We start from the raw sequence: 20,770 nt of genomic DNA, 5'->3' as shown, positions 1-20,770 counted from the left end.
CTACTGCAACCGGTATCTGAGGAGTGCGGCGATCCCTCCCAGGTTCTCCAGCTGGTTCGCCGGCTCGAACTCGCTCGAGAACACCGTCACCTCCCCGCCCTGGCGCTCGACCGTCGTCACGAGCTCGTCGGCGTCGGCCCCCCAGTCACCGTCGCCCGCGCGCTCGGCTCGCAGGCGTTCGTCGACGATCAACAGCGTCTCGACCGCGCCGTACTCCGCCGCCTTCGCCACCTCCTCGATCCCGTAAGCCGCCTTCGCCCCCTGCGCGATCCGGCTCATCAGCTCGTCTATCTGCTGTGCCTCCTCCGCGATGCGCGTCTCGGCCTGCACCTCGTCGACCGCGCCGCGTTTGAGCACCTCGTGGACACCCCTGTCCCCGACGGCGGAGGTGTCGACCGTCCTGATCCCCTCGGCGAGATCGGGGTGGTTCTCCGTCACGTACTTCAGCGCGTCCTCCTTCGTGAAGCCCGGCCCGGCGAGGATGATCGCGTCCACGTCCAGACGGGAGAGGACGGTCGCGAGTTCGGCGAACAGCTCCGAGCGGTCGCGGGCGAACTCGCCCTTCCCCGTCGGACCGGCGAGAGAGGCGTACTCCTCGGTGCCGTACTGGGCGACCGTGTGGACGTAGGCGGCGCCCTCCTCGACCGTGGCGATGGCGACGTCGGGGTTCTCGGTGGCTGCGACCGCCTCCTCCAGCCGCTCGTTCTGGTCGGGTTTGAACCGCTTCTCGACGGTGATCTCCGCGCGCTCCTCGACGTTCAGCGTGTGGTGGGCGCCGAGCTGATCCTCGCGCGAGCAGCCGACGATCACGCCCGCGACCCGAAGCCGGTTCGAGAACTTGTGGAACTCGACGGACTCCACCTCGATCGTGATGTGGAGGTGCTCGCGCTCGCCGCCGGTGTCCCTGAGCGCGTCGTCGTCCCGGGTGATCCGACGGGTCGTGTCACCCGAGACGTGGTCGCCCGGTTCGAGGACGTAGTTCAGGTGCCAGAGGTCGTCGAGCGTCTCGGGGACGAGCGTGACCCGCTCGCGCCCTCCCTCGACGCGGCCCCGGCTCGTGATTCGCATGCCGGATCTCTACCCGCCGACGGTAAGTGCGTGTCGCACTCTGCTCACTCGACGGCCGCGATCCCGAGCGAGAGCGCCCGCCAGGCGCCCAGAAAGATGAGGAACCCGACGAACCCGCCGACGATCACGAGCCCCAGCGACACCGTCGCGAGCAGGCCGAGGAGCGAGAGCGCCGCCGCGAGCGCCCACGCCCTGGCGTACCGGGCGTCGAGACAGGTCGACCGAACGTGCTCGACATCGAGCGACGCGCCGAGGGTCCCCTCGCGATACGAGTGGAGCAGTCCGACGGGGAGGACGTAGAGGGCGAGGAGGTAGAGTCCTAGCGTCGAGAGGGCGAGGAGGCCCCCGAGCGTTCCGAACCCCGCGTTCGCGGCGAGCACCGACAACGTGAGCACCACCGCGGGGACGAGCGTGTAGGCGAACGCGAGGACGACCGCACGGGCACCCTCCTCGAACAGGTCGAACCAGTCGCCGAACGCCGGCGGTTCGCCCCTATCCGGTCGGTCGAGCACCCGGAGCGCGTAGCCGGCGAGCAGGAGCAGCGGGAGCCCGAAGACTCCGAGGAGGATACAGAGCCCCCCGAGCAACGTCCGCCGGATCCAGTCGTCACCCCGCCGGGGGTAGGTGAGCGCCTCGCCGAGCATAGCTCCGGTTATCCGTCGGTCGTGAAATGGGTGGCGTCTCCTCACCGCTCGGCCGGGTCCCAGTCCGGCCAGTCCCGCTCGGACTCCTCGGTTTCATCCCGCGCCGAGACGACCGATCGGCCCCCGGCACCCTCGCCGGAGTCGGTGGCCTCGGAGGAGACGGACCCTCTCGAACCCGGATGGGCGACACGGTCCGTCGCTGGCGAGAACCCCGACGCGGCGATCGGTGCCTCGCTCACCCTGCGATCCGGACCGGTCTCGGAGAGCGCGCGCTCGATCCCCGCCCCGTAGAGCGCGTACCGGACGACGTCGAGGTAGAAGAGGAGACCGAACCCGATCAGGAACGGGGTGAGCGGGAGCGCGACGGCGTAGCCGACGAACGCGACCACGGCCGCGAACAGCCACGCCACCAGGTAGACCGGGCGGAGCGCGACGGGACCGACCTCGCTCGGGGAGAACGCCGGGCCCAGACGCCCCTCGCGGGCGTAGACCGAGAGCGCGATCGGTTCGAGGTAGCCGTAGAGGACGAGCGCGATCCCGATCGCCCCCAGGGAGATCACGGTGGTGGCGGTCACCACCGCGTCGGCCCTCACCCCGGTGAGGAGGAGGTCCGCGCTCACGAGCGTGAGCACGAACCCGACGGCGAGCGCGAGGATCGGAATCGCGTACGCCACGCCGATGACCAGTCCCGAGAGACCGTCCGCGAGCAGCCGCGACCAGTCGGCGAACTCGGGGGGCTCTCCCGATCCGCCGATCCGGGAACGGAGGACCGCGACGTAGTAGCCACGGAGGAGCGCGCTCGCGACGAGCGCGAGCGGGAGCACGAAGAGGCCGATCAGCACGACCGAGAGCACCACTCCGACCGCCCAGAGCGTCGCCGCGAGAAACGAGAGGAGCCCGCCGACGAGGAGCGTGGCGAGCGCACGCTCGCCCCGGGCGGGGAACTCGACGGCCTCACCGAGCATTCGCGTCACGATTCGGATAGCGTCGGTATAAATTTCGCTACTCGTCGACGATCCGGCTGCCGCCGGGCGGGAGGAAGTGTGCGATCAGGTCTGGGCTCGCGACCCGCCTGACGAAGGTCGTGTCGGCAAAGCGCTCTCTGAACTCGCGGTAGATCCGTTTCGCGGCGTCGTCGACCGCGTACCGACCCGGTTCGATCCTGATCGAGCTCTCGGCGCGCTCCGTGATCGGTGCGGGCGGCCCGCCGATAACCCGTGTCGTCGGCTCGCACTGGATCCCGACCGCGACGCCGACCGGCGTGTCCTCGTAGTAGGTCCGCTCGCCGCGGACCACGAACGAACCTTTCTCGACGAACTCGCCGCTCTCGGGCGTCTTCGAGACCTGATCGGGCGAGACGGCGTAGACGTCGCCCGCGAAGTGGCCGTCGCGCCAGACCGAGGAGTACGACACGGCGAACTGGGCGGCCTGCTCCAGCGAGGTCTCGGGGAACTCGATCTCCTTCGACGCCTCGCTCGGGCCGGTCGCCTTCAGCAGCGTCGCGGGTGCGCCCGGCGCCTGCGTGTGGAAGAAGCGGTCGCCGCGTTCGGCGTACTTCTTCACCAGCTCCTCGTTCTGGTCGGCGTTCCGGCCGCCGATCACCAGGAAGTCGTCGGAGGTGTGGAACCAGCGAAAGCGCTCGTACCACTCCTCGCCCTTCCTCACCGGGATCGACGACCGCGAGAGCCAGTCGATCTCCGAATCCTCGTCGTCGTCCTCTCCCGGCCCGTCCGGTTCGGTCGGCCCACCGGATCGAGCCAGTTCGCGACGCTCGCGCAGCGACGCCAGCTCCGCACGGGTGTTCGCGAGCGCGTCGCGGGCGCCCTCGGCCTTCGCCTCGATCTCCTTCGCCTCGGTGTAGAGCCGATCTGCGTTCTTCTCGACGCCGTCGCGAACGACCAGCGTGACGTCGTGCTCGCCCAGGTCGAGCGTCACGGTCCCCGACTCGCCGTCGATTCCCCTCACCGCTTCGGCCGCCTCGATCCCCCGCTCGGCACCGGCGTCGAGGGTGGTCTCGATCTCGTCCCACGGCCGGTCCTCGGCACGGGCGTTCCGTACCGTCGTGAGCACCTCGTTCGCCAGGTCGTAGTTCGCGTAGAGCGCTTCCGCCCGTTCGCGCCTCTTCGCCGCCTCCTCCTCGCGACCCTCGATGGCACCCTCCTGCTGGTCGACGATCCGCTGCTGGCGCTCGATCTGTGCCCGAAAGTCGGGCCCCTCCTCTTTCTCGACGGCCTCCTCGTCAGTCTCCCCGTTCGTGAAGTAGTCGTCGAGCGCTCGCGTGAACGTCTCGAAGCTCTCGAACTCGAGGTCCTCGTACTCGCTGAGCGCGAGCGGCGTCACGTCGACTCGTCGCCCCTCCTCGTAGTAGACCCGCGGCTCGAACTCCCTGTTACCGATCTGTTCGGAGAGTCGGGCGAGCGCGTCGAAGACACGCTCGTAGGCCTCCTCGTCGGCCTCAGCGATCGCGAGCGTCTTCTCGACGCCCGCACGGGTACAGAGCTCCTCGGCGTAGAGTCCACCCAGGTTGAACTGCGTCGCGAGCGTCCGGACGACGTCGGTGTCCGAGTCGTCCATGATCGCCTCGAACCGTTCGTACTCGATCGAGAGCGGGCTCACCCGCGTGTCGGGGTAGCCGTACGTCGCCCCGGGTGCGACCGTCCGCGACTTGAGCCTGACCGTCTCGAGCGCGTCGAGGACCTTCATCGTGCCGTCACAGATCGCGACGTTGCCCTGGCCGAACAGTTCGGCGACGACGATCGTGTTCCTGTCCTCGCGCTCGAACTCGAAGGTGAGGATTCGGTCGAACTCGTACTGTTCGACGCCGGCGAAGTCCCCGCCGGAGATCCGGTTTCTGAGCATCTTCGCGAACTCCGGCGGTCGACCCGGTGCGTCGGGGACGTTCTCGGGGTCAGAGAGGTGCGCCCGTTTCACCTCGCCCACCTCGATCAGCAGCTCGATCCGGCCACGATCGAAGTCGCGCATCCGCAGCCGGAGGAGGTCGTCGCCGTAGAGGTACGCCTTGTCGACCTTCGCGCCGGTGTAGCTGCGAAGCTCGCCGACGAGCGCCGCGAGGTCGACGCTCGTCATCTCCCGTTTCGCGTCCATGGGGGAGGTGAACGGCCGCGGGCGAAAGGCGTGTCGCTCTCTCGGCCCACCCACCACCTGGTGTGATCCGTCCAGCGAGATACTGTCCGAATAGAGAGCGACAACCACTATCTCGTCTGAGACCGTCAGGGACTTCGATCGTCTCACGCGTCTCCGGGAGTCCCGGCGCGAGGCGACGAAGGAAGAAAGATGGTACGAATCGAGAGAGACGTGTGGATCGACGAGTCGCGGAAACGGGTGTTCGAGTACATGGCGGTCCCGGAGAACCACCGGGAGGTCATGCCCAGCCTGCACGACGTGCGCGACGTCGAGGAGCTACCGAACGGCGGGACGAAAGGGGAGGTCACGTTCAAGATGCTCGGCATCTCCAACGACATCGTGTTCGAGGACGTGACGTTCGACCCGCCGTCACGACGGGTCTACGAGATGAGCGGCGACGTCGAGGGGGAGGTCAGATACCGGTTCGAGGAGGAAGACGGCGGGACGCGCTTCACCTACGAACTCGACAGCAGCCTCCCGTCGAGGGTGCTGAACAGGGTGCTCGAACCGGTCGCGAGGCGGTACAACGAGCGAGAGATCGAGGCAACGCTGGAGAACCTGAAGGCGCTCCTGGAGATGGAAGCGGAGGCCGAGCAGGCAGCCTGATCCCGGAGAGTCCCGGTCACGGGTCGGTCGTTCCCTCGCGTCGTCGGGTGACCCACTACCGGTCGGAACGCCTCTCGAACCAGTCAACGGTGACCGCCGCGATCCGATCCCGTGCCTCCTCGTCGCCGATCGTCGCCTCGCCGTCCCGGAACTGCTCGCCGTAGGCGCCGAAGCCGGCGTGGTTCGCGCCCCCGATCTCGACGATCTCTGCTTCAGCAGGCAGTAGGTCCCGGTTCTCCCGTTCGGTGTCCGCCGAGAGCACGCCGTCCTCGGTCCCGAGGACGCTCAGGACCGCGAGCTCGGTGTCGGAGACGTCCCGATCGCAGTAGGAGGCGTAGAGGACCACTCCCTCGACCTCGTCGGGGTTCGCGGCGGCGTACCGGCAGGCCATGGCGCCGCCGAGCGAGTGGCCGCCGACGTACCACCGGTCGACCGTCTCGAACTCGGCGATCGGATCGGCGGCCGCCCCGCTGTCGAAGAACGCCAGGTTGAGCGGCATCTCGGGGATCACGACGAGCACCCCTGCCTCCGCAAGCGGCGCGAGCGTCGGGACGTACGCCTCCGGATCGACCCGTGCGCCGGGGTAGAAGACGAGTCCCGTCGTCGCTTCGTCCCCCGCAGGCGAGAGGACGTGGACACCCCCACGCTCCTCGATCACTACGGCGTCGTTTTCGCTTACTGCCGCGGCCGCCTCGGGTTCCGCGTCGTACGGCACTGCGAAGTAGAGAACGACGCCGCCGAGAACGGCCATCAGACAGAGCGCGAACGCGATCCCGAGCCGCCGCCAGTCTCGACCCCCGCCGTCGCTCATCGCTCCGTCTCGGGCAGGTAGGATCGTTCCCGTTCGTCTTCCCGCGAGTCCACGTCGATCAGTCGTTCGAGCTCGCGTTCGAACTCTGCGTCGGTGATCTCTCCCACCGCGTAGCGCTCTCTGAGCCGCGCCAGTTCCTCGCGCTTCGAGCCAGGCTGCACCGTACGTTCGGCCGAGACAGCATCGGTACGCTCGCCGTCGGTCTCGCCGCGCATGAGCCGGTCGGGTCGGTCGCCGGGAAGCCCCCACCCGTTCCAGTCGCCGACGTGCTCGTCCCAGAGCCCCTCGTCCCAGAGTTTGCTCTTCCCGTCGCCCCAGAGCAGTTCGACCGCCGGGACGACGACGAGCAACCCGATCGCGAGCACCGCGAACGACGGGCCGAACCCGACGAGCACCGTCGCGAGCGTCGCGGCGAGCACGAGGAAGAACGCCGCGTCGGTCGGTCGTTCCTTCGGTGAGAACGGCTCGCTCATCGATCGTACTCGGCGATCCGTTCGCGCTCTCTGTACCGATCCTCGACGCTCTCGAGCGTCTCGGTCTCCAGCAGGTACTCGAGTTTTCGCTCGAACTGCTCGTCGGTGAGTTCGCCGCGGGCGTAGCGCTCTCTGAGGGTTTCGAGCGCGTCCCGACGGTTCGGCTCGGTCTCGTGTTCGGGTTCGTCCGTCTCCTCACCCCAGAGGTCGTCCCACCACTCCTCCCAGGACTCCTCGCCCCACCAGTCGTCCCACCACTCGTGTCTGTCCCCCTCGTCTCCGTAGAGGAGCGCGACCAATGGCACGACGACGACGTAGCCGAAGAGCAGCGCGGCGAGCCACCAGCCCTGTCCGGTGAACAGCGCCGCGAGCCAGACGCCAGTGACCACGGTCGAGGCGACGCCGGTGGCGTTCTCCCTGAGCCGCTCGCGCGGTCCGTGCTCTCGCATACGCCCTGTCTGTCGGCGGGTACTAAAAGCTCATCCGTAGCCGGGTCCCTCCTGGGTGGAGGCGATCGCCGTCAGAGCCGGCCCTCGTCGCTCGCGCTCACCAGTGCCGACCCGGCGGCCCGCCAGTCGGCTTCCGCCCCCGCGAACACCCGTTCGGCCCGCTCGGTCGCCTCCGCGACCAGTTCCGCCTCGTCTACCCCCACGACCGATCCCTCCTCGACGACGACCTCCCCGTCGACTAACACCGTCTCGACCGCACTCCCCCCACCGGCGTAGAGCAGGTTCGGGATCGCCGTGTGGAGCGGCCGGTCGACCGTCGGCGCGACCGAAAGGCGACCGAGATCGAAGAGAACGAGGTCGGCCCGCTTTCCCTCCTCGATCGTTCCGATCTCGTCGCCGAGACCGAGGGCTCTCGCCCCACCGATCGTCCCGACTCGAAGCGCCGTCCAGGCGGGGAGCGCGGTGGGATCCGAGGAATCGGTCTTCGCGAGCAGGCTCGACGTCCTGAGCTCCCGGAGGAAGCTATGGCCACCTGGCCCCGGCGCCTGATCGGTGCCGATACCGACCGGCGCGTCGTTGGAGAGGAACTCGGCGACTGGTGGGGTGATCCCGTCGATCGCGGCGATCGAACTCGGGCAGCCGATGTATCGAGCACCCGCCTCCGCCAATCGCTCGCGCTCGGCCGGCGTCGCCCCGTGGCAGTGGACCGCGATCAACCGCTCGTCGAGGAGTCCCAGATCGGAGAGCGCACTCACGGTCGATTCGCCTGCACCGTAGCGGGCTTCGATCTGGAGGTGCTCGCGCTCGCCCTGGGCGACGTGCATGTGGATCGACGCGTCGCGCTCGTCGGCCCGTGCCGAGATCTCCTCCAGCAACCCCGGCGAGATCATGTCTAACGCCTGCGGGCCGTAGACCGGCGTCACGAGCGCCTCCGCCCCGTACTCTTCGAACAGCGCTTCCGCCCGGTCCAGATCCCTCTCGCCTTTCGATCTCTCGAACGGGTACGGCTCGCACGGGCCGAGGCCCTCGCGCTCCTCTCTCACCTCGTTGATCGTCTCCGTCGCCGCGACGCGAACCCCGAGCGGTCGGTAGACCTCCTCGACCAGTCTCCCCACACCGCTCGTGTACTCCCCGAAAGTCGTAACCCCCGAGAGAAGCGCTTCACAGACGCCGAGACGCGAACCGACAACCTCGTCTTCGGACGTCATCTGCCGCGCGATCGGTCCGAGCGCGCCGTTCATCCACTCGATCTCGGGGACGTCCTGTGCACCGCCTCTCACCAGCGTGTGGGTGGTGTGCGTGTGCGCGTTCACGAACCCCGGGAGGAGCGCTCGGCCGGAGGCGTCGATCACCCGATTCGCGTCCGAGGCGTCGATTTCGGGACCGGAACCGACGGCGACGATCTCCCCGTCTCGAACCCCGACCGTTCCGTCGTCCACGATCCCGAGGCCGCCGCGGGACTCGTCCATCGTGACGACCAGCGCGCCGGTGATAGCGAGGTCCATCGTCATCGAGGAGCCTCCGCGCGTGCGAACGCCTCGATCCCGTCGAACCCGCGCTCTAACTCCTCCATCCCGGCGGCAAAGCTCACCCGGAGATGCCCCTCGCCCACTTCGCCGAAGCCGGTTCCGGGGGCGACGACGACGCCGTACTCCTCGAGGAGGGTAGTGGCGATCGAGAGCGTGTCGTCGCCGAACTCGCGCACGTCGAGGAAGGCGTAGAACGCGCCCTCCGGGGTCGGCGCGGTGATCCCCGGCAGGTCCTTGATACGTTCGGTCACGTACTCACGGCGTTCGGTAAACTCGGCCCTCATCTCCCGCACGGGCCCCTCCGGTCCGGTCAGCGCGGCGAGCGCCGCGTGCTGGCCGACGCTCGACGCACACGCGGTCGTGCTCTCGTGGATCGCGTTCGCCCGCTCCGAGACCGCCTCGGGAGCGAGGAGCCAACCGACCCGCCAGCCGGTCATCGCGTAGGTCTTCGAGCAGGAGGCGACCGTGATCACGTTCTCGGCCTCCTCGACGAGCGCGGCGATCGGTCTCCCGTCACCCTCGTAGACCAGGTCGCGGTAGACCTCGTCCGCGATCACGTACGCCCCGTGTTCTGCGGCGGCCGTTGCGACCTCCCGAACCGTTTCGACATCGAACACCCGCCCGGTGGGGTTCGACGGCCGGGTGAGCACGACCGCCACGGTCCCCGCACCGATCGCCCCAGTCACGGCTTCCGCATCCAGCGCGAACCCCTCGTCCGCCGGGAGCGGCACTTCTACCGGGGCGCCACCCGCCAGTCGGGTCTGCGTCGCGTGGTTCGGCCAGCCGGGCGTCGGGATCACCACTTCGGCACCCGGATCGACGACAGTGAGCATCGCGAGGTGAAGCGCCTCCATCGCGCCGGTCGTCACGCCGATCTCGCGGTCGGGATCGACGGGGACGTCCTCCTCTCCGTACCGGTCGGCGATCGCCTCGCGCAGCTCGGGGATGCCGGCGTTCGGGGTGTAGTGCGTCTCGCCCGACCGTGCGGCCTCGAACGCCGCCTCGACGACGTGTTCGGGGGTGTCGAAGTCCGGTTCGCCGACTTCGAGTCTGGCCAGCTCCCCCTCGTGGGCGTCGGCCATGTCGTACATCACGCGGATGACCGAACGGTCGATCTCACGCGCGCGACTCGCGAGCCGACCGTCTTCGTTTCGAAGTGTCATGGCTCATCCTCACGTCGGGCCGGCCTAAGCGTTCGCGAGTCGGCGGTGGGTTGCCGCTACGCTCGCGCTCCCTTCGCTCTCTGATTCGAATCCAACTGTCTCTGCGTCGCTCCTCACCCCCGTTCGTCGCAGGTGTGGTGGGATGGGATTCGAACCACCTGAAGACGATCGCCTCGCTCCGCTCGGCGCTGCGTCTTCCGTACGTCGAACCCATCCGTTACGGGACCGCGCGGCGCGAGAGTGCGCCGCGCTCTCACGGTGGGGATAGGATTCGAACCACGCCCGGACGCGCGCAGCGAAGCGAGCACGTCCGGTCTATTTCGAATCGCCACCGTCCTCGCGTTCCGCTCGTCGAACGTGCCTCGCGGAAACGCGGTGGGGATGGGATTCGAACCCATGCGGCCTCTCGGCCACCTGCTCTCAAGGCAGGCGCATTAGTCCACTCTGCCACCCCACCGCGTCTCCCGGTTCAGCCCGCGCAGGCAAGAAGACTTCGACTACTCGCGAACCAGTCGGGGCTCGCCCTCGTCGATCTCCACAGAGAGCCCGCTCTCCTCGACCCAGGCCGCCGTGTACGTCGGGACGATCCGCTCGGCCGCAGAGTGCGCTCGGACCATAGAGACGAGCGTCGCGAGGTCGGAGCCGGTCTCGACGGTCGGCAACATCGGGAGGAAGTCGACCTCGTGGCCCGCCTCGACACCCCGCTCGGTCAGCGTCTCCAGTTCGACACCCCCCAGCGCGTCCTCGAAGTCGATCGGACTCCCGAACCCCGCGAACGCGACCCGTCCGGCGGACGACGGCCCGAGCACCACCTCGCTCCGGCGGAGTTTCATCGCCGCGCTGTCGAGGGTCGCCCGGAGGAGAAACGGCGCGTTCGGGCGGACGACCGCCGCGGAGGCGACCTCCTCGCGGTCGAGCAGGTGCGTGATCGTGTTTCCCGCCCGTGCCGAGAGGGTCGAGCCGACCTGGACCTCCACGCGTGGTTCTTCGTCGAGGACGCTCTCCGTGAGGTCCCGAACCTCCTCCTCTGCCGAGCCATCGCCCGTCTGGAACCGTCCGGGGAGCAGGTCGTCCGGCCGGTAGTTCACGAGGAGGTCGCCCCCGCTCCGATCGGCGGCCACGAGCGCGTCGGCGAGCATCGCGATCGAGAGGTCGGTCACTTCGGGTGCGGAGAGCGGACTCGTCTCCGGGAGTCGCGGTAAGACCAGTCCATCCCGCGGCGGGTCGGCGAGGACGGCGATCGTCGTCATATCCACGACTCGGACCGACGGACCCCTAAACCCGGCGATCAGCGGACGTCACAGAACTTCTGGGTGGCGTAGACCCGGCCGTCGTCGGTGACGTAGACGCCGATGCCCTGCGAGTCCCACTCCTCGGTCAGCAGGTTCTCGCGGTGGCTCGGCGAGTTCATCCAGCCCTCGACGACCCGGTCGGCCGCGCTGTCGACGTCGTCGCCGGGCGTCGTCGAGATCATCGCGAGGTTCTCGCCGACCGCCCGACAGTGCCCGGGGAAGAAGTCGCTCATCCGGTCGCCGGGGGTCTGCCCGTCGGGATCGACGTGGTCGAAGTACTCCCGGTCGTTCATGTCCGCGCTGTGTGCGCGCGAGACGTTCGCGATCCGGTCGTCGTGCTCGACGGCTCCGATCCCGTGTTCCCCTCTGACCTCGTTCGTCCGGTCGTGGACCGCGCGCTCGATCGCCGTCGAGTCCAGTCGCTCCTCGCCCTGTCCGCCGGTCGAGGCACCCGGGTCGCCCGGATGCGGCGTCGACGGCGGCTCACCCCCGGAGGCGAACGGGACGTCCCAGACGACCTCCACGTCGGACTCATCGCCGGGTGCGAGATCCCCGATCGGGCCGCTATCTAGCAGGTCGCCGGTGTCGACGACCCCGAACGCGCTCGCCGCGAACAGCAGTCCGAGCGCGAGAAACAGCACGAACCCGAGGGTGACGACGGCACCGATCAGCCGGACCAACAGGCCGACGACGGGCCGAATCATCGCCCGCTCACCCGTCCGCCTCCTCGACGACCCGTCCGATGGCCCCTCCTCACGGGGTAACGTTCGGGCCGAGCGAACATAAGCACCCGGAGCCGTCCGTTTATCACCCCCCGGTCCGTGCCGTGACTGTGCACCTAGAACGCCCGCTCGTCGCCGTGCTGTCGGGAGGGATCGCCGTCTTCGTTCTCGGCTCGGTCGTCGTCCTGCTGACCGAGACGCTCGACGGTCCCGCCGCGCTCGTCACGACTCTCCTCTTCGTCGCCCTCCTCGCCGGAGCGGTCGCACTCGGGGCGCGCGGGCGCCGCTGGATCGCGAACCCGTACTGGTAGCTGCCGCTGCGAACCGACCGACTACCGGGCGGGCCAGCGCTCCCCCTCGCGGCGCGGTCGCGCGACCGCGCCGCGAGGTCACCCGTCGATCAGCCGAAACTCCGTTCCATCGTGACGCAGTCGAGTTCGGTCCCAGTGCTCGTCTCGTGTGTCGCCGACTCGGCGCGCTCCCAGCCCAGCCGGTCGTAGAACCCGACCGCGTTCAGCGAGGCGACCAGCGAGAGCTCCTCGAGTTCCCGGCCTCTCGCCTCCGACTCCAGTTCTTCGAGCAGTGCCGTTCCGACGCCTTGGCGTGCGTGGTCCGGATCGACGTAGACCGCACGAACCTCGGCGTCCTCCACGGCCAGGTGCCCGATACCGGCGACCGTCCCCTCGCGCTCGGCGACGACGAGATACGACCCGTCCTCGTCGATCGGATACCCGTCCGGTTCCTTACCGCTGGCCCACGCCTCGACCTCCTCCCGAGAGTACGCTTCCGGCCCGAACACGAGGATCGACGCCTCGTGGAGCGCGGCGATCGCTCGACGGTCTCCGGCGGTCGCTTCGCGAACGCTCGTTTTCGTTTCGGATTCGAGCCGTCGTGCCTGAAGGTCGACACGTCCGACGAGTCAGACGTCGTCGATCGCCTCGAGCAGGAGATCGACGCCGATCCCGATCTCGCGCTCGGTGACGTCGAGCGGTGGGAGCACTCGTAGCGTCTTGTACCCGCAGGCGAGCGTGAGCAGTCCGCGGTGCATCGCCGCCTCCACGACCGCGTCGCGTGTCTCCTTCGTGTCGAACTCCACGGCGAGCATCAGCCCCTTCCCCCGGACGTCGACGACCGACTCGGGGTCGGCATCGGAGAGCAGGTCGATCGTCTGCGTTCCGCGTGAGACGGCGTTCGCCATCAGGTCGTACTCGTGGATGGCGTCCAGCGTGCAGACGCCGTAGAACGAGGAGATCACGTCGCCGGCACCCCACGTCGAGGAGATCCGTGCCTCCTCGTCGGGGAAGACGTCCGAGGAACCGACCGTCGCACCCACACGCAGCCCCTTCGCCCCGGTGATCACGTCCGGTTCGAGCGAGTAGTGATCCGACCCCCACATCTCGCCGGTCCGACCCAGGCCGGTCTGGATCTCGTCGGCGATCAGTGGAATACCGTACTCCGAACAGAGTTCGCCCACCTCGTCTATGAACGCGTCGCTCGGGAAGCGATAGCCGCCCTCGCCCTGGATCGGCTCGACGATCAGGTAGGCGACGTCCTCCGGCGGGAGGTTGCCGCTCTCCGAGAGCATCTCGCGCAACGTCGGCCTGGACGTGAAGAAGCCACAGGAACAGCTCTCGGCGGTGCAGCCGCTGTCGTCGCAGTAGGGGACCGCGGTGATCCCCGGGATCTCGGGATACCCCCGTCGATGGACCGCCTTCGAGCGGTTGAGCGAGAGTGCGCCGAGCGTGCGGCCGTGAAAGCCACCCTGGAACGTGATCCCCCGGCTGCCGCCGGTGTGGTCGTAACAGATCTTGATCGCGTTCTCGACGGCCTCGGCTCCGGAGTTCGAGAGGAAGACCGTGTCCATCCCGTAGTGGCCCGTCAGCTCGACGAGGCGGTCCTGGAGCTGCGTCGGGCCCGGAACCGACGTCTTCTCCGGTCCCTCCGGCGTGCCGACGTAGAAGTCCTGACCGGCGATCTTCAGGGGGTCGATCAGGTTGAACTCCCTCGCCCGGTCCATCACCTTCGGGTTGTTGTAGCCGAGGGGGGCGGCGGCGACGTGGCTCGTGAAGTCCAGCAAGACGTTTCCGTCGACGTCGGTACAGAAGGGACCCTCGGCGTCGGCGGTGACGTCCCAGACGAAATCGTAGACGTAGGTGCTCGTCGCGGCGGCCTCCCGGTGGTGAGCCGCCCACTTCCTCGCGCGCTCGCCCGGCATCGACCGGACGTCCGGCTCCGCTGTGTCGCGTTCCAGCGTCATCACCCGGCGTACGGAGAGCGGTCGGTTAAGCGGTTCGTCCGCCGGGCAAACCTCACTCGACCGTCAGGCCCGGGAGGTACTGTGCCTCCCACTCCCGTCTGGCCTCGATCTCCCGATGGCCGCGTCCGGTGAGTCGGTAGAAGTTCGTCCGCCGGTCGCGCTCGCCCTTCTCGACCAGCCCCTTCTCGACGAGCGTGTCCAGGTTCGGATAGAGCCGGCCGTGGTGGACCTCGGTCTCGTAGTAGCGTTCGAGCTCCTCCTTGATCGCGAGGCCGTGTGGCTCCTCTTCACCGGCGATCACGTACAGCAAGTCCCGCTGAAACCCCGTTAAGTCATACATCCCGGATCCCCTAGCATGGTGTTTGCTCTCATGGCTGATAAGTATGCCGGAAAACCGGGCTACGGACCTAACGCTCGGCGTGTCGGTGGTCGGTCGCAAATGGAAGCAACGCACGCGGGGCAAAAGAGTCCCGCGTGCGCGCTTGCCGCCCTGAATTGGTCCCCGCTGACGCTTCGGCCCTCCAAAGCGAAGCGTCATCTACACAGTGACGTGCATCCCACATAAATGTACCGGCGAGGGCTCAGATATGCTCTTCCTCCAGGGTCCAGCCGAGCGCTCGCTTGTAGTAGGTGAACATCTGCCGCACGCCCTCGTGGTTCATCTCGTCGCTCTCCAGTTGCTCCGCGAGGTACTCGTACTGCTCTCTGATCTCGGCCTCGTCACGCATGGGTGTGGGGTAGGTGCCGGGACGTGATCAATCCGGGGTCCGACCGTCCAGCCCACACGTCGTGAGAACCTGTCGGCTCTCGAGCTGGCGGTCGAGAAGGAGAGCCCGGACCGTTGCGAACGGTAGACTCGGTCCGGGAGCTCTCGGTCTGGAGACCCCGATCTACACCTGGTTCGACCGCGTCCGTCCGAACCGCGTCGGTCGTGCAGGTTTTCCCGCTCTCCGCCCAACGACCGGTATGAAGGTCAGGGGTCGTCGCGTGTGCGCCGACTGCGGCGAGCGGTGGTCGTACTACGAGACGGGCGAGATCAGCTGTCCGTCCTGCGGCGGGATGCGAAGCACCGGCGTCGGCGAACGGGCGCTCCACACCGACGGGATCGCCGAGTTCGACCTCACCCCGATCAGGGCCGGACTTGACAGAGAGTCGCTCGGGGATGTCGCCGGCGACATCGTCCGCCGCTGTCGCGAGTACACTACCGCGCGAGGGTTCGTCGACTCCGGCGCCCTGCTCCCCCTCGACGGGACCTACCTCGCAGCGACGGAGCTTCGCTACGCGATCGAGGGCTACGACCGTTCGATCCGGCCGGAACGGTTCTCGGGTGCCGAGGACATGGAGGAGTACTACCTCCTCTCGCTTCTACGGGGTGCCGACCGTGGCGACCGACCGTCCGTGGAGGAGGTACCGGAGTCGATGTACCACGCACGCGGTCTCGCGTGCGCGAGCGCGGTCGAGGAGTACCGTCGCGACCTTCGCCGGTGGCTCGACGAGCAGGGGGGAGCGGTCGAGGTCGACGAACTGCTCGGCCGGATCGGCGATCACCGTCGCCGGATCGAGGCGCTCGACGGCGAGGTCGATCCGGACACCGGTGACCGACTCGTCGAGGCGGTCCGGGACCTCACGCGGTATCTGACCGAGGAGGACGAGGCCGCGCTTCTGCGAGCCGAAGAGCGCCTCGATCGCATCGTCTGACGCCCCGCGGTATCGGTCCCGGTTTCGGTACCGAAGGCGCTGCCGGGGACGAAGTTAAGTGCTGTACGGGAAAACGGGCGACGATGACCGACCTCATCCCGTCGATCGGATCGGATCGCGAGCCAGCGGGTTCCGGGGGCCGAGCGTCGCTCCCCGGAACGATCGCCCGAGGGGTACAGGGCGGCGCCGTCGCCACGTTCGTCATGACGGCGTTCCGGTTGCCGTTGCTCCGCTCGCTGCCGCCGTCGGCGAACTTCTGGGCGCGGTACGTGGGGAACGGGGAGCCGGAGGACTACCCCCTGATCGGACTGTTGCTCCACGCCGGCTACGGGATCGGCGCGGGTGCCGTCTTCGGCGGGCTGTTCTCGCTGCTCACCGCCGAACGTTCGATCGAACCCGAACAGCGCGGGCTGGTCTGGGGCGCCGTCTTCGGGATGGGGCTCTCCGCGTTCGGCTCGCAGGTGATGCTCAAGTCGTTACTGGACATCGAACTCGACCCGGACGAGCTCGCGCTCTTTCACGCCGCACACCTCGTCTACGGGCTCGCGCTCGGTGCCTGGGTCGGCTCCCGGACCGAGGGCGTAAGCGATCCCGAGCGGGAGTACGGCTACGAGGAGGATCACTCGTAGAGCGGGTTCGCCGCACAGAGCGTCTCGACCTCGCTCGCGACCTCCTCGTGGACGGCCTCGTCCTCCAGGTTCTCGATCACGCTGGCGATCAGGTCGCCGACCGTCCGGCAGTCGGCCTCGTCGAACCCGCGGGAGGTGAGCGCCGCGGTCCCCGCCCGGATCCCGCTCGGGTTGAACGGGCTCCGGCTCTCGGCGGGGACGGTGTTCTTGTTCAGGACGATCCCGACCGATTCGAGCGCTTCCTCGGCCTCGCCGCCCGTGACCTCGGGGTGTGACTCCCTGAGGTCGACGAGGATCAGGTGGGTGTCGGTGCCGCCGGAGACGAGTTTGAACCCGCGGTCGGCGAGCGACTCGCCCAGCGCGCGGGCGTTCGCGACGACCGCCTCGGCGTACTCGCGGAAGTCGGGTTGTAACGCCTCCTCGAAGCCGACGGCCTTGCCGGCGACGTTGTGCATGAGGGGGCCGCCCTGCGCGCCGGGGAAGACCGCCGCGTCGACGGCGTCGGCGTACTCCTCGTCGCACATGACGATGCCGCCGCGGCCCGCGCGGATCGTCTTGTGCGTCGACCCGGTGACGAAGTCCGCGATCCCCACCGGCGAGGGGTGGACGCCCGCGGCGACGAGCCCCGTGATGTGTGCGATGTCCGCGAGGTGGTACGCCCCGACCGCGTCGGCGGTCTCCTGGATCCGCTCGAAGTCGACCGCTCTGGGGTACGCCGAGAAGCCCGAGACGATCACGTCCGGCGTGAACGCCTCCGCTCGTTCCGCGAGCGCGTCGTAGTCGATGGTGCCCGTCTCGGGGTCGACTTCGTACTGCTCGACCTCGTAGAGCTTGCCCGCGAAGTTCGCCCTGTGGCCGTGGCTGAGGTGGCCGCCGTGGTTCAGGTCGAGCGAGAGGATCCGGTCTCCCGGGGAGAGCACCGAGAAGTAGACGGCCATGTTCGCCTGTGTGCCGCTGTGTGGCTGGACGTTGACGTGGTCGGCGCCCCAGAGCTCCTTCGCGCGTTCGATCGCGAGACGCTCGATCTCGTCGGCGTGGTCGCAGCCCGCGTAGTAGCGCTTTCCGGGGTAGCCCTCGGCGTACTTGTTCGTGAGCACGCTTCGCTGCGCGTCCATGACGGCGGGCGAGACGTGGTTCTCGCTGGCGATCATCTGGAGACCCGACCGTTGCCGTTCGACCTCCGCCTCCAGGGCGTCCGCCGCCGCTGGATCGACGGCGCGTACCGCGTCGTGGTTCATGCGAGTGGGTCGGCCAGCGCGGGGTAAAAGCTACCGATGGACGGACAGCGGAGTGCGCTAGCGACACACATATAAGACCTGGAGAAGAGTTTACCATGTCGTCATATGATCGACTGGGAGGCGACGGCGACGGGGCTCCGGGTCTCGGATCGGGGATCCGTAACGCTCGAGGTCGTCTCGCCCGACTGGACCGCGGCGTCGCCACAGCGCCAGCGAACGTTCCCCAGACCGGCCGACGTGACCGTCACCGGGCGGACGACGCGGCTCTCGGTCCTGGGGCCGCTCGCGGCGACCAGCTGCTACGGCGGCACCGATCGGTTCCCGGTCGATCACCACTCACACCACGCGCTGCCCCCGAAACCGTACCTCCTCGACGTGGACGCCCCGATCCCGACGGCGGTCCGCTTCGAGGGTGCGGCGACGGTCAGCGCGCCCGGCGAGGCGCTCTCGCTCTCGTTCGACGAACCGCGGCACGTCACCCTCGGCTTCAGGGGCGTCCGGGACCGACCCGACGCGACGATCACGGTCGCCCCGACGGTGGAGGGTCTCGCGTGCGCGCTCTCGCATCTCCACTGTCGGATCGAGACGAGCCGACCCGCGAAGTCGCTCCCGGCGCTCCGTGGTCACCCACCAAGGGTGGTCCTCGGGGAGCGGACCGAGGTCCCCGAATCGGTCGAGTCGACCACCCACGACACCGGAATCGAACTCCACGTCCCCGGGGACGTCGGGACCCTCTACACGCTCGCACCGCTCGCGTACTACCTCCAGGCACGGGTACGCGTCGCCCCGGTCGGCGAGCCCACGATCCGATCGACCGACGGGCGGATCGACCACCCGCTCGGACCGGCCGACGAGCTCGAATCGGCCGTCGCGTCGCTGCTCGCACGGCTGGTCCACCTCGACGGGCTCGTCAGGTCGATCGACCCCTTTCCGGGGACCGACCTCGACGGACTGGATCTCGACCCACGCTCGGTGAGGCGTCTGTCACCCGTAGCGCGCCTTGAAACCTATCTCTCGGTCCCGGAGGGCGGAGTCGAACCCGCGGAGTGGCCCGTCTCGTCGTACCTCCCCCCGGAGGTAGAGCGGGTCGAGGCGTTGAGCCACCTCCTCGACCGGATGAGTCTCGTCCACAGCCCGAGGGTCGGGCCGCTCGACAGCAAGGAGCTACTCCAGCGGTCGCTGACCGACTTCTTCCGGCGTCAGAGCGAGGTCGCCTCCGTCGACGTCGTCACTCCGATGCTCGGCGCGGGCCGCTCGCACGCCTGGTTCGGGGAGGAGATACCGATCGACGTCTTCCACGCCTCGACCGACGCGTTCGAGAACGCGCTCTCGATCGACCGGGCCGACGACCGGCTCTCGTTCGTCGTCGTCGGCAACGACCCGGAGATGGCCGCGGAGGTCGCGGAGGCCGTCGAGATCTACGAGAGCCAGGCCGATCGACTCCCGGTCGAGGTGACCGTCCACGACGCGCTCACGCGAGAGGAGCTCGCGCGGGTGTTCGAACGTCCGAGCACGTTCGTCCACTACATCGGCCACTGCGAGCGAGAGGGGCTTCGCTGTTCGGACGGTCACCTCCCACTGTCGACGCTCTCCGAGTCGAACGCCGAGACGTTCTTCCTGAACGCCTGCGGGAGCTTCGAGGAGGGCCGGTGGCTGATCGAACGCGGGAGCATCGCGGGCGGCGTGACGTTCTCTGCGGTGCTCAACGAACAGGCGGTCACCGTCGGAACGACGTTCGCGCGGCTGCTCGTCTATGGCTTCTCGATCGACCAGGCGATGCAACTCGCCCGGCGACGGATCATGATGGGGAAGAACTACGCCGTCGTCGGCGACGGGACCCACGCGCTGACCGGGTCCACCGGTGAGACCGGCGTGCTCCACGTCGACCCCCTCGGCGACGGGAGCTACGCGGTGACGTACGAACCCGCCATCTCGACGGCGGTCGGCACCGCCGTCGACAGCTCCAGTTTCCGCCTTCCGTCGGCGGACCTGTCGGAATCCGGGCTTGAGTGGACGACCGGCAGGGCGGGACTTCTCTCGACGTTATCGGCGACGTCGCTCCCGGTTATCCACGACGGGACGTTCCGCTGGCCGGCCGATCTCGTCGGAGAGATAAGCGATCGGATATGACGGAATCGGCCCTCCGAGCGGCTCTCGGGGGCTGATGCGGCTACACCCGCACCGATAAAAATAAATACTTATACGTGTATTGTACCCGCAGGAGAATGGATTCAAATTTACTCGATGAAAACGAAGAAGATATCCTCGAAACGGTGCTCGAGGCGGTCGACGACGAGCTGATCGTCGTCAACCCCTCGGCGACGACGCTCGAGGAGCTGATCGACGTCGCGACCGACGCCGAATCGGTACCACAGATCCGACTGCTGGGCGACGAGAGCGTGCTGAAAGCGGTGATGGGCGACTTCCTCGTCGCCTCGAACGCCGCCGACCTGATCAGCGACGACCGCCTCGCGCTGCGGACGCTCGCCGACGGCAGCGAGAACTCGCTGCTGGTCACCCCCGAGCTCGTCGTCGCGCTGATCGACGTCGGCGACGCGATGGCCGGGCTGACCAGCACCGACGAGGCGTTCGTCGAGGCGGCGTACGACGCCTACTCGACGCGCTGGGACGACGCCGAGGAGTTCAGGCTCCGCACCCCGCCGCTCTCTGCCGTGAAGACGACGCTCTCCGAGGAGATCGGCGAGGACGTCGAGACGGACTTTACGAGCGTGCTCGGATCGCTCCAGACCGCCCGCGGCGACGGCGAGGGCCTCGACGAGGTGACGATCAGCCTGCTGGTCGCCGCGAAGAACGAGGTGCTGCTCTACGACATCTCGAAGTGGGGCGAGGACGTCGGCATCGCGTCGAAGGCGACGTTCTCCCGCACGAAGACCCGGCTGGAGGACATGGGCCTGATCGACACCGAGAAGGTCCCGATCGACGTCGGCCGACCGCGTCTCCGTCTGAAGTTCGGCGACGACCGCCTGCGGGAGGCCGACGCCGACCAGCTCGCGAGCGTCGCACAGACGCTGCTGAACTAGGGTCTT

General features: G+C 68.3%; 21 protein-coding genes, 1 tRNA gene and 1 pseudogene. 6 read left to right on the top strand and 17 right to left on the bottom strand.

All coding sequences use genetic code 11. The features are described 5' to 3' along the window. From V2L32_RS15695 to rqcH, 4 genes are read right to left on the bottom strand one after another with little or no spacing between them, the layout of a single operon-like run. Positions 1–1,068 (bottom strand): mRNA surveillance protein pelota, encoded by a 1,068-nt coding sequence (locus tag V2L32_RS15695; RefSeq protein WP_331233437.1) that lies wholly within the window; start codon positions 1,066–1,068, stop codon positions 1–3. Between the two features lie 44 nt (positions 1,069–1,112). Continuing rightward, positions 1,113–1,712: a DUF4013 domain-containing protein gene (locus tag V2L32_RS15690; RefSeq protein WP_331233436.1), complete on the bottom strand. Its 600-nt coding sequence runs from the start codon at positions 1,710–1,712 to the stop codon at positions 1,113–1,115. A gap of 41 nt (positions 1,713–1,753) precedes the next feature. After that, positions 1,754–2,677: a DUF4013 domain-containing protein gene (locus V2L32_RS15685; protein ID WP_331233435.1), complete on the bottom strand. Its 924-nt coding sequence runs from the start codon at positions 2,675–2,677 to the stop codon at positions 1,754–1,756. Positions 2,678–2,714: 37 nt separating this feature from the next. Beyond that, positions 2,715–4,817: a ribosome rescue protein RqcH gene (rqcH, locus tag V2L32_RS15680; RefSeq protein WP_331233434.1), complete on the bottom strand. Its 2,103-nt coding sequence runs from the start codon at positions 4,815–4,817 to the stop codon at positions 2,715–2,717. 189 nt (positions 4,818–5,006) lie between these two features. Between rqcH and V2L32_RS15675 the strand changes: the two genes are divergently transcribed. Beyond that, positions 5,007–5,462: an SRPBCC family protein gene (locus V2L32_RS15675; RefSeq protein ID WP_331233431.1), complete on the top strand. Its 456-nt coding sequence runs from the start codon at positions 5,007–5,009 to the stop codon at positions 5,460–5,462. 55 nt (positions 5,463–5,517) lie between these two features. Here V2L32_RS15675 and V2L32_RS15670 read toward each other — a convergent pair whose 3' ends face one another. The 8 genes from V2L32_RS15670 to V2L32_RS15635 form a co-directional block, all read right to left on the bottom strand. Then, positions 5,518–6,273, bottom strand: a complete 756-nt coding sequence (locus V2L32_RS15670; RefSeq protein ID WP_331233430.1) for an alpha/beta fold hydrolase — start codon at positions 6,271–6,273, stop codon at positions 5,518–5,520. Next, complete coding sequence (locus V2L32_RS15665) at positions 6,270–6,746, bottom strand: SHOCT domain-containing protein (protein WP_331233429.1); 477 nt, start codon at positions 6,744–6,746, stop codon at positions 6,270–6,272. Before V2L32_RS15665 ends, V2L32_RS15670 begins: the two co-directional genes overlap by 4 nt. Further along, a complete protein-coding gene (locus V2L32_RS15660) occupies positions 6,743–7,195 on the bottom strand; it encodes an SHOCT domain-containing protein (protein WP_331233427.1) in 453 nt (150 codons plus the stop codon). Before V2L32_RS15660 ends, V2L32_RS15665 begins: the two co-directional genes overlap by 4 nt. 71 nt (positions 7,196–7,266) lie before the next feature. Continuing rightward, the gene (locus V2L32_RS15655; protein ID WP_331233426.1) at positions 7,267–8,706 is read right to left on the bottom strand and encodes an amidohydrolase family protein; all 1,440 of its coding nucleotides are present in this window, start codon (positions 8,704–8,706) and stop codon (positions 7,267–7,269) included. Next, positions 8,703–9,887 carry a pyridoxal phosphate-dependent aminotransferase gene (locus tag V2L32_RS15650; RefSeq protein WP_331233425.1) on the bottom strand — a complete coding sequence of 395 codons (1,185 nt, stop codon included), beginning with the start codon at positions 9,885–9,887 and terminating at the stop codon, positions 8,703–8,705. Before V2L32_RS15650 ends, V2L32_RS15655 begins: the two co-directional genes overlap by 4 nt. Positions 9,888–10,260: 373 nt before the next feature. Then, positions 10,261–10,344: transfer RNA gene (locus V2L32_RS15645), tRNA-Ser, on the bottom strand. 40 nt (positions 10,345–10,384) lie between these two features. Beyond that, a complete protein-coding gene (locus tag V2L32_RS15640; RefSeq protein ID WP_331233424.1) occupies positions 10,385–11,137 on the bottom strand; it encodes a hypothetical protein in 753 nt (250 codons plus the stop codon). 38 nt (positions 11,138–11,175) lie between these two features. Further along, the gene (locus V2L32_RS15635) at positions 11,176–11,883 is read right to left on the bottom strand and encodes a CAP domain-containing protein (RefSeq protein WP_331233423.1); all 708 of its coding nucleotides are present in this window, start codon (positions 11,881–11,883) and stop codon (positions 11,176–11,178) included. 128 nt (positions 11,884–12,011) lie between these two features. On the opposite strand from V2L32_RS15635, the gene V2L32_RS15630 reads away from it, so the two are divergent. Next, on the top strand, positions 12,012–12,212 hold the full coding sequence (locus tag V2L32_RS15630; protein ID WP_331233422.1) for a hypothetical protein: 201 nt from the start codon (positions 12,012–12,014) through the stop codon (positions 12,210–12,212). An 89-nt stretch (positions 12,213–12,301) separates the two neighbouring features. Here the strand turns inward: V2L32_RS15630 and V2L32_RS15625 are convergent. From V2L32_RS15625 to V2L32_RS15610, 4 genes and pseudogenes are all read right to left on the bottom strand, one after another. Then, positions 12,302–12,751 (bottom strand): annotated as a pseudogene (locus V2L32_RS15625) (GNAT family N-acetyltransferase); the annotation flags it as partial. A 69-nt stretch (positions 12,752–12,820) separates the two neighbouring features. Next, a complete protein-coding gene (locus V2L32_RS15620; RefSeq protein WP_331236625.1) occupies positions 12,821–14,152 on the bottom strand; it encodes an aminotransferase class III-fold pyridoxal phosphate-dependent enzyme in 1,332 nt (443 codons plus the stop codon). A gap of 58 nt (positions 14,153–14,210) precedes the next feature. Then, positions 14,211–14,498 carry a PadR family transcriptional regulator gene (locus V2L32_RS15615; protein ID WP_331233420.1) on the bottom strand — a complete coding sequence of 96 codons (288 nt, stop codon included), beginning with the start codon at positions 14,496–14,498 and terminating at the stop codon, positions 14,211–14,213. A gap of 241 nt (positions 14,499–14,739) precedes the next feature. Further along, the gene (locus V2L32_RS15610) at positions 14,740–14,886 is read right to left on the bottom strand and encodes a hypothetical protein (protein ID WP_331233419.1); all 147 of its coding nucleotides are present in this window, start codon (positions 14,884–14,886) and stop codon (positions 14,740–14,742) included. 238 nt (positions 14,887–15,124) lie between these two features. Between V2L32_RS15610 and V2L32_RS15605 the strand changes: the two genes are divergently transcribed. Both V2L32_RS15605 and V2L32_RS15600 read left to right on the top strand, forming a co-directional pair. Continuing rightward, positions 15,125–15,856, top strand: a complete 732-nt coding sequence (locus tag V2L32_RS15605; RefSeq protein WP_331233418.1) for a DUF7117 family protein — start codon at positions 15,125–15,127, stop codon at positions 15,854–15,856. A gap of 83 nt (positions 15,857–15,939) precedes the next feature. Beyond that, positions 15,940–16,485, top strand: a complete 546-nt coding sequence (locus V2L32_RS15600) for a DUF6789 family protein (RefSeq protein WP_331233417.1) — start codon at positions 15,940–15,942, stop codon at positions 16,483–16,485. On the opposite strand, the gene glyA is transcribed toward V2L32_RS15600, so the two are convergent. Next, positions 16,476–17,723 (bottom strand): serine hydroxymethyltransferase, encoded by a 1,248-nt coding sequence (gene glyA / locus V2L32_RS15595; protein WP_331233415.1) that lies wholly within the window; start codon positions 17,721–17,723, stop codon positions 16,476–16,478. The genes V2L32_RS15600 and glyA overlap by 10 nt on opposite strands. 105 nt (positions 17,724–17,828) lie before the next feature. Here glyA and V2L32_RS15590 point away from each other — a divergent pair, with 105 nt between their 5' ends. Then, a complete protein-coding gene (locus tag V2L32_RS15590; RefSeq protein ID WP_331233413.1) occupies positions 17,829–19,853 on the top strand; it encodes a hypothetical protein in 2,025 nt (674 codons plus the stop codon). A 95-nt stretch (positions 19,854–19,948) separates the two neighbouring features. Continuing rightward, on the top strand, positions 19,949–20,764 hold the full coding sequence (gene tbsP, locus V2L32_RS15585) for a transcriptional regulator TbsP (RefSeq protein ID WP_331233412.1): 816 nt from the start codon (positions 19,949–19,951) through the stop codon (positions 20,762–20,764). The last annotated feature ends 6 nt before the right edge of the window (positions 20,765–20,770 follow it).

The sequence above is a fragment of the Halalkalicoccus sp. CGA53 genome, assembly GCF_036429475.1.
Lineage (GTDB): Archaea > Halobacteriota > Halobacteria > Halobacteriales > Halalkalicoccaceae > Natronorarus > Natronorarus salvus.
Note: the sequence above shows the minus strand (reverse complement) of the source record. Positions and strands in the feature narration are given on the sequence as shown.

Bases quoted from the DNA above. Each gene is read 5' to 3' on its own strand.
- V2L32_RS15670 (WP_331233430.1), bottom strand. From the start codon at position 6,273: ATGAGCGACGGCGGGGGTCGAGACTGGCGGCGGCTCGGGATCGCGTTC.
- rqcH (WP_331233434.1), bottom strand. From the start codon at position 4,817: ATGGACGCGAAACGGGAGATGACGAGCGTCGACCTCGCGGCGCTCGTC.
- V2L32_RS15685 (WP_331233435.1), bottom strand. From the start codon at position 2,677: ATGCTCGGTGAGGCCGTCGAGTTCCCCGCCCGGGGCGAGCGTGCGCTC.
- V2L32_RS15675 (WP_331233431.1), top strand. From the start codon at position 5,007: ATGGTACGAATCGAGAGAGACGTGTGGATCGACGAGTCGCGGAAACGG.
- V2L32_RS15665 (WP_331233429.1), bottom strand. From the start codon at position 6,746: ATGAGCGAGCCGTTCTCACCGAAGGAACGACCGACCGACGCGGCGTTC.
- tbsP (WP_331233412.1), top strand. From the start codon at position 19,949: ATGGATTCAAATTTACTCGATGAAAACGAAGAAGATATCCTCGAAACG.
- V2L32_RS15605 (WP_331233418.1), top strand. From the start codon at position 15,125: ATGAAGGTCAGGGGTCGTCGCGTGTGCGCCGACTGCGGCGAGCGGTGG.
- glyA (WP_331233415.1), bottom strand. From the start codon at position 17,723: ATGAACCACGACGCGGTACGCGCCGTCGATCCAGCGGCGGCGGACGCC.
- V2L32_RS15660 (WP_331233427.1), bottom strand. From the start codon at position 7,195: ATGCGAGAGCACGGACCGCGCGAGCGGCTCAGGGAGAACGCCACCGGC.
- V2L32_RS15695 (WP_331233437.1), bottom strand. From the start codon at position 1,068: ATGCGAATCACGAGCCGGGGCCGCGTCGAGGGAGGGCGCGAGCGGGTC.
- V2L32_RS15610 (WP_331233419.1), bottom strand. From the start codon at position 14,886: ATGCGTGACGAGGCCGAGATCAGAGAGCAGTACGAGTACCTCGCGGAG.
- V2L32_RS15690 (WP_331233436.1), bottom strand. From the start codon at position 1,712: ATGCTCGGCGAGGCGCTCACCTACCCCCGGCGGGGTGACGACTGGATC.
- V2L32_RS15590 (WP_331233413.1), top strand. From the start codon at position 17,829: ATGATCGACTGGGAGGCGACGGCGACGGGGCTCCGGGTCTCGGATCGG.
- V2L32_RS15615 (WP_331233420.1), bottom strand. From the start codon at position 14,498: ATGTATGACTTAACGGGGTTTCAGCGGGACTTGCTGTACGTGATCGCC.
- V2L32_RS15635 (WP_331233423.1), bottom strand. From the start codon at position 11,883: ATGATTCGGCCCGTCGTCGGCCTGTTGGTCCGGCTGATCGGTGCCGTC.
- V2L32_RS15655 (WP_331233426.1), bottom strand. From the start codon at position 8,706: ATGACGATGGACCTCGCTATCACCGGCGCGCTGGTCGTCACGATGGAC.
- V2L32_RS15650 (WP_331233425.1), bottom strand. From the start codon at position 9,887: ATGACACTTCGAAACGAAGACGGTCGGCTCGCGAGTCGCGCGCGTGAG.
- V2L32_RS15600 (WP_331233417.1), top strand. From the start codon at position 15,940: ATGACCGACCTCATCCCGTCGATCGGATCGGATCGCGAGCCAGCGGGT.
- V2L32_RS15640 (WP_331233424.1), bottom strand. From the start codon at position 11,137: ATGACGACGATCGCCGTCCTCGCCGACCCGCCGCGGGATGGACTGGTC.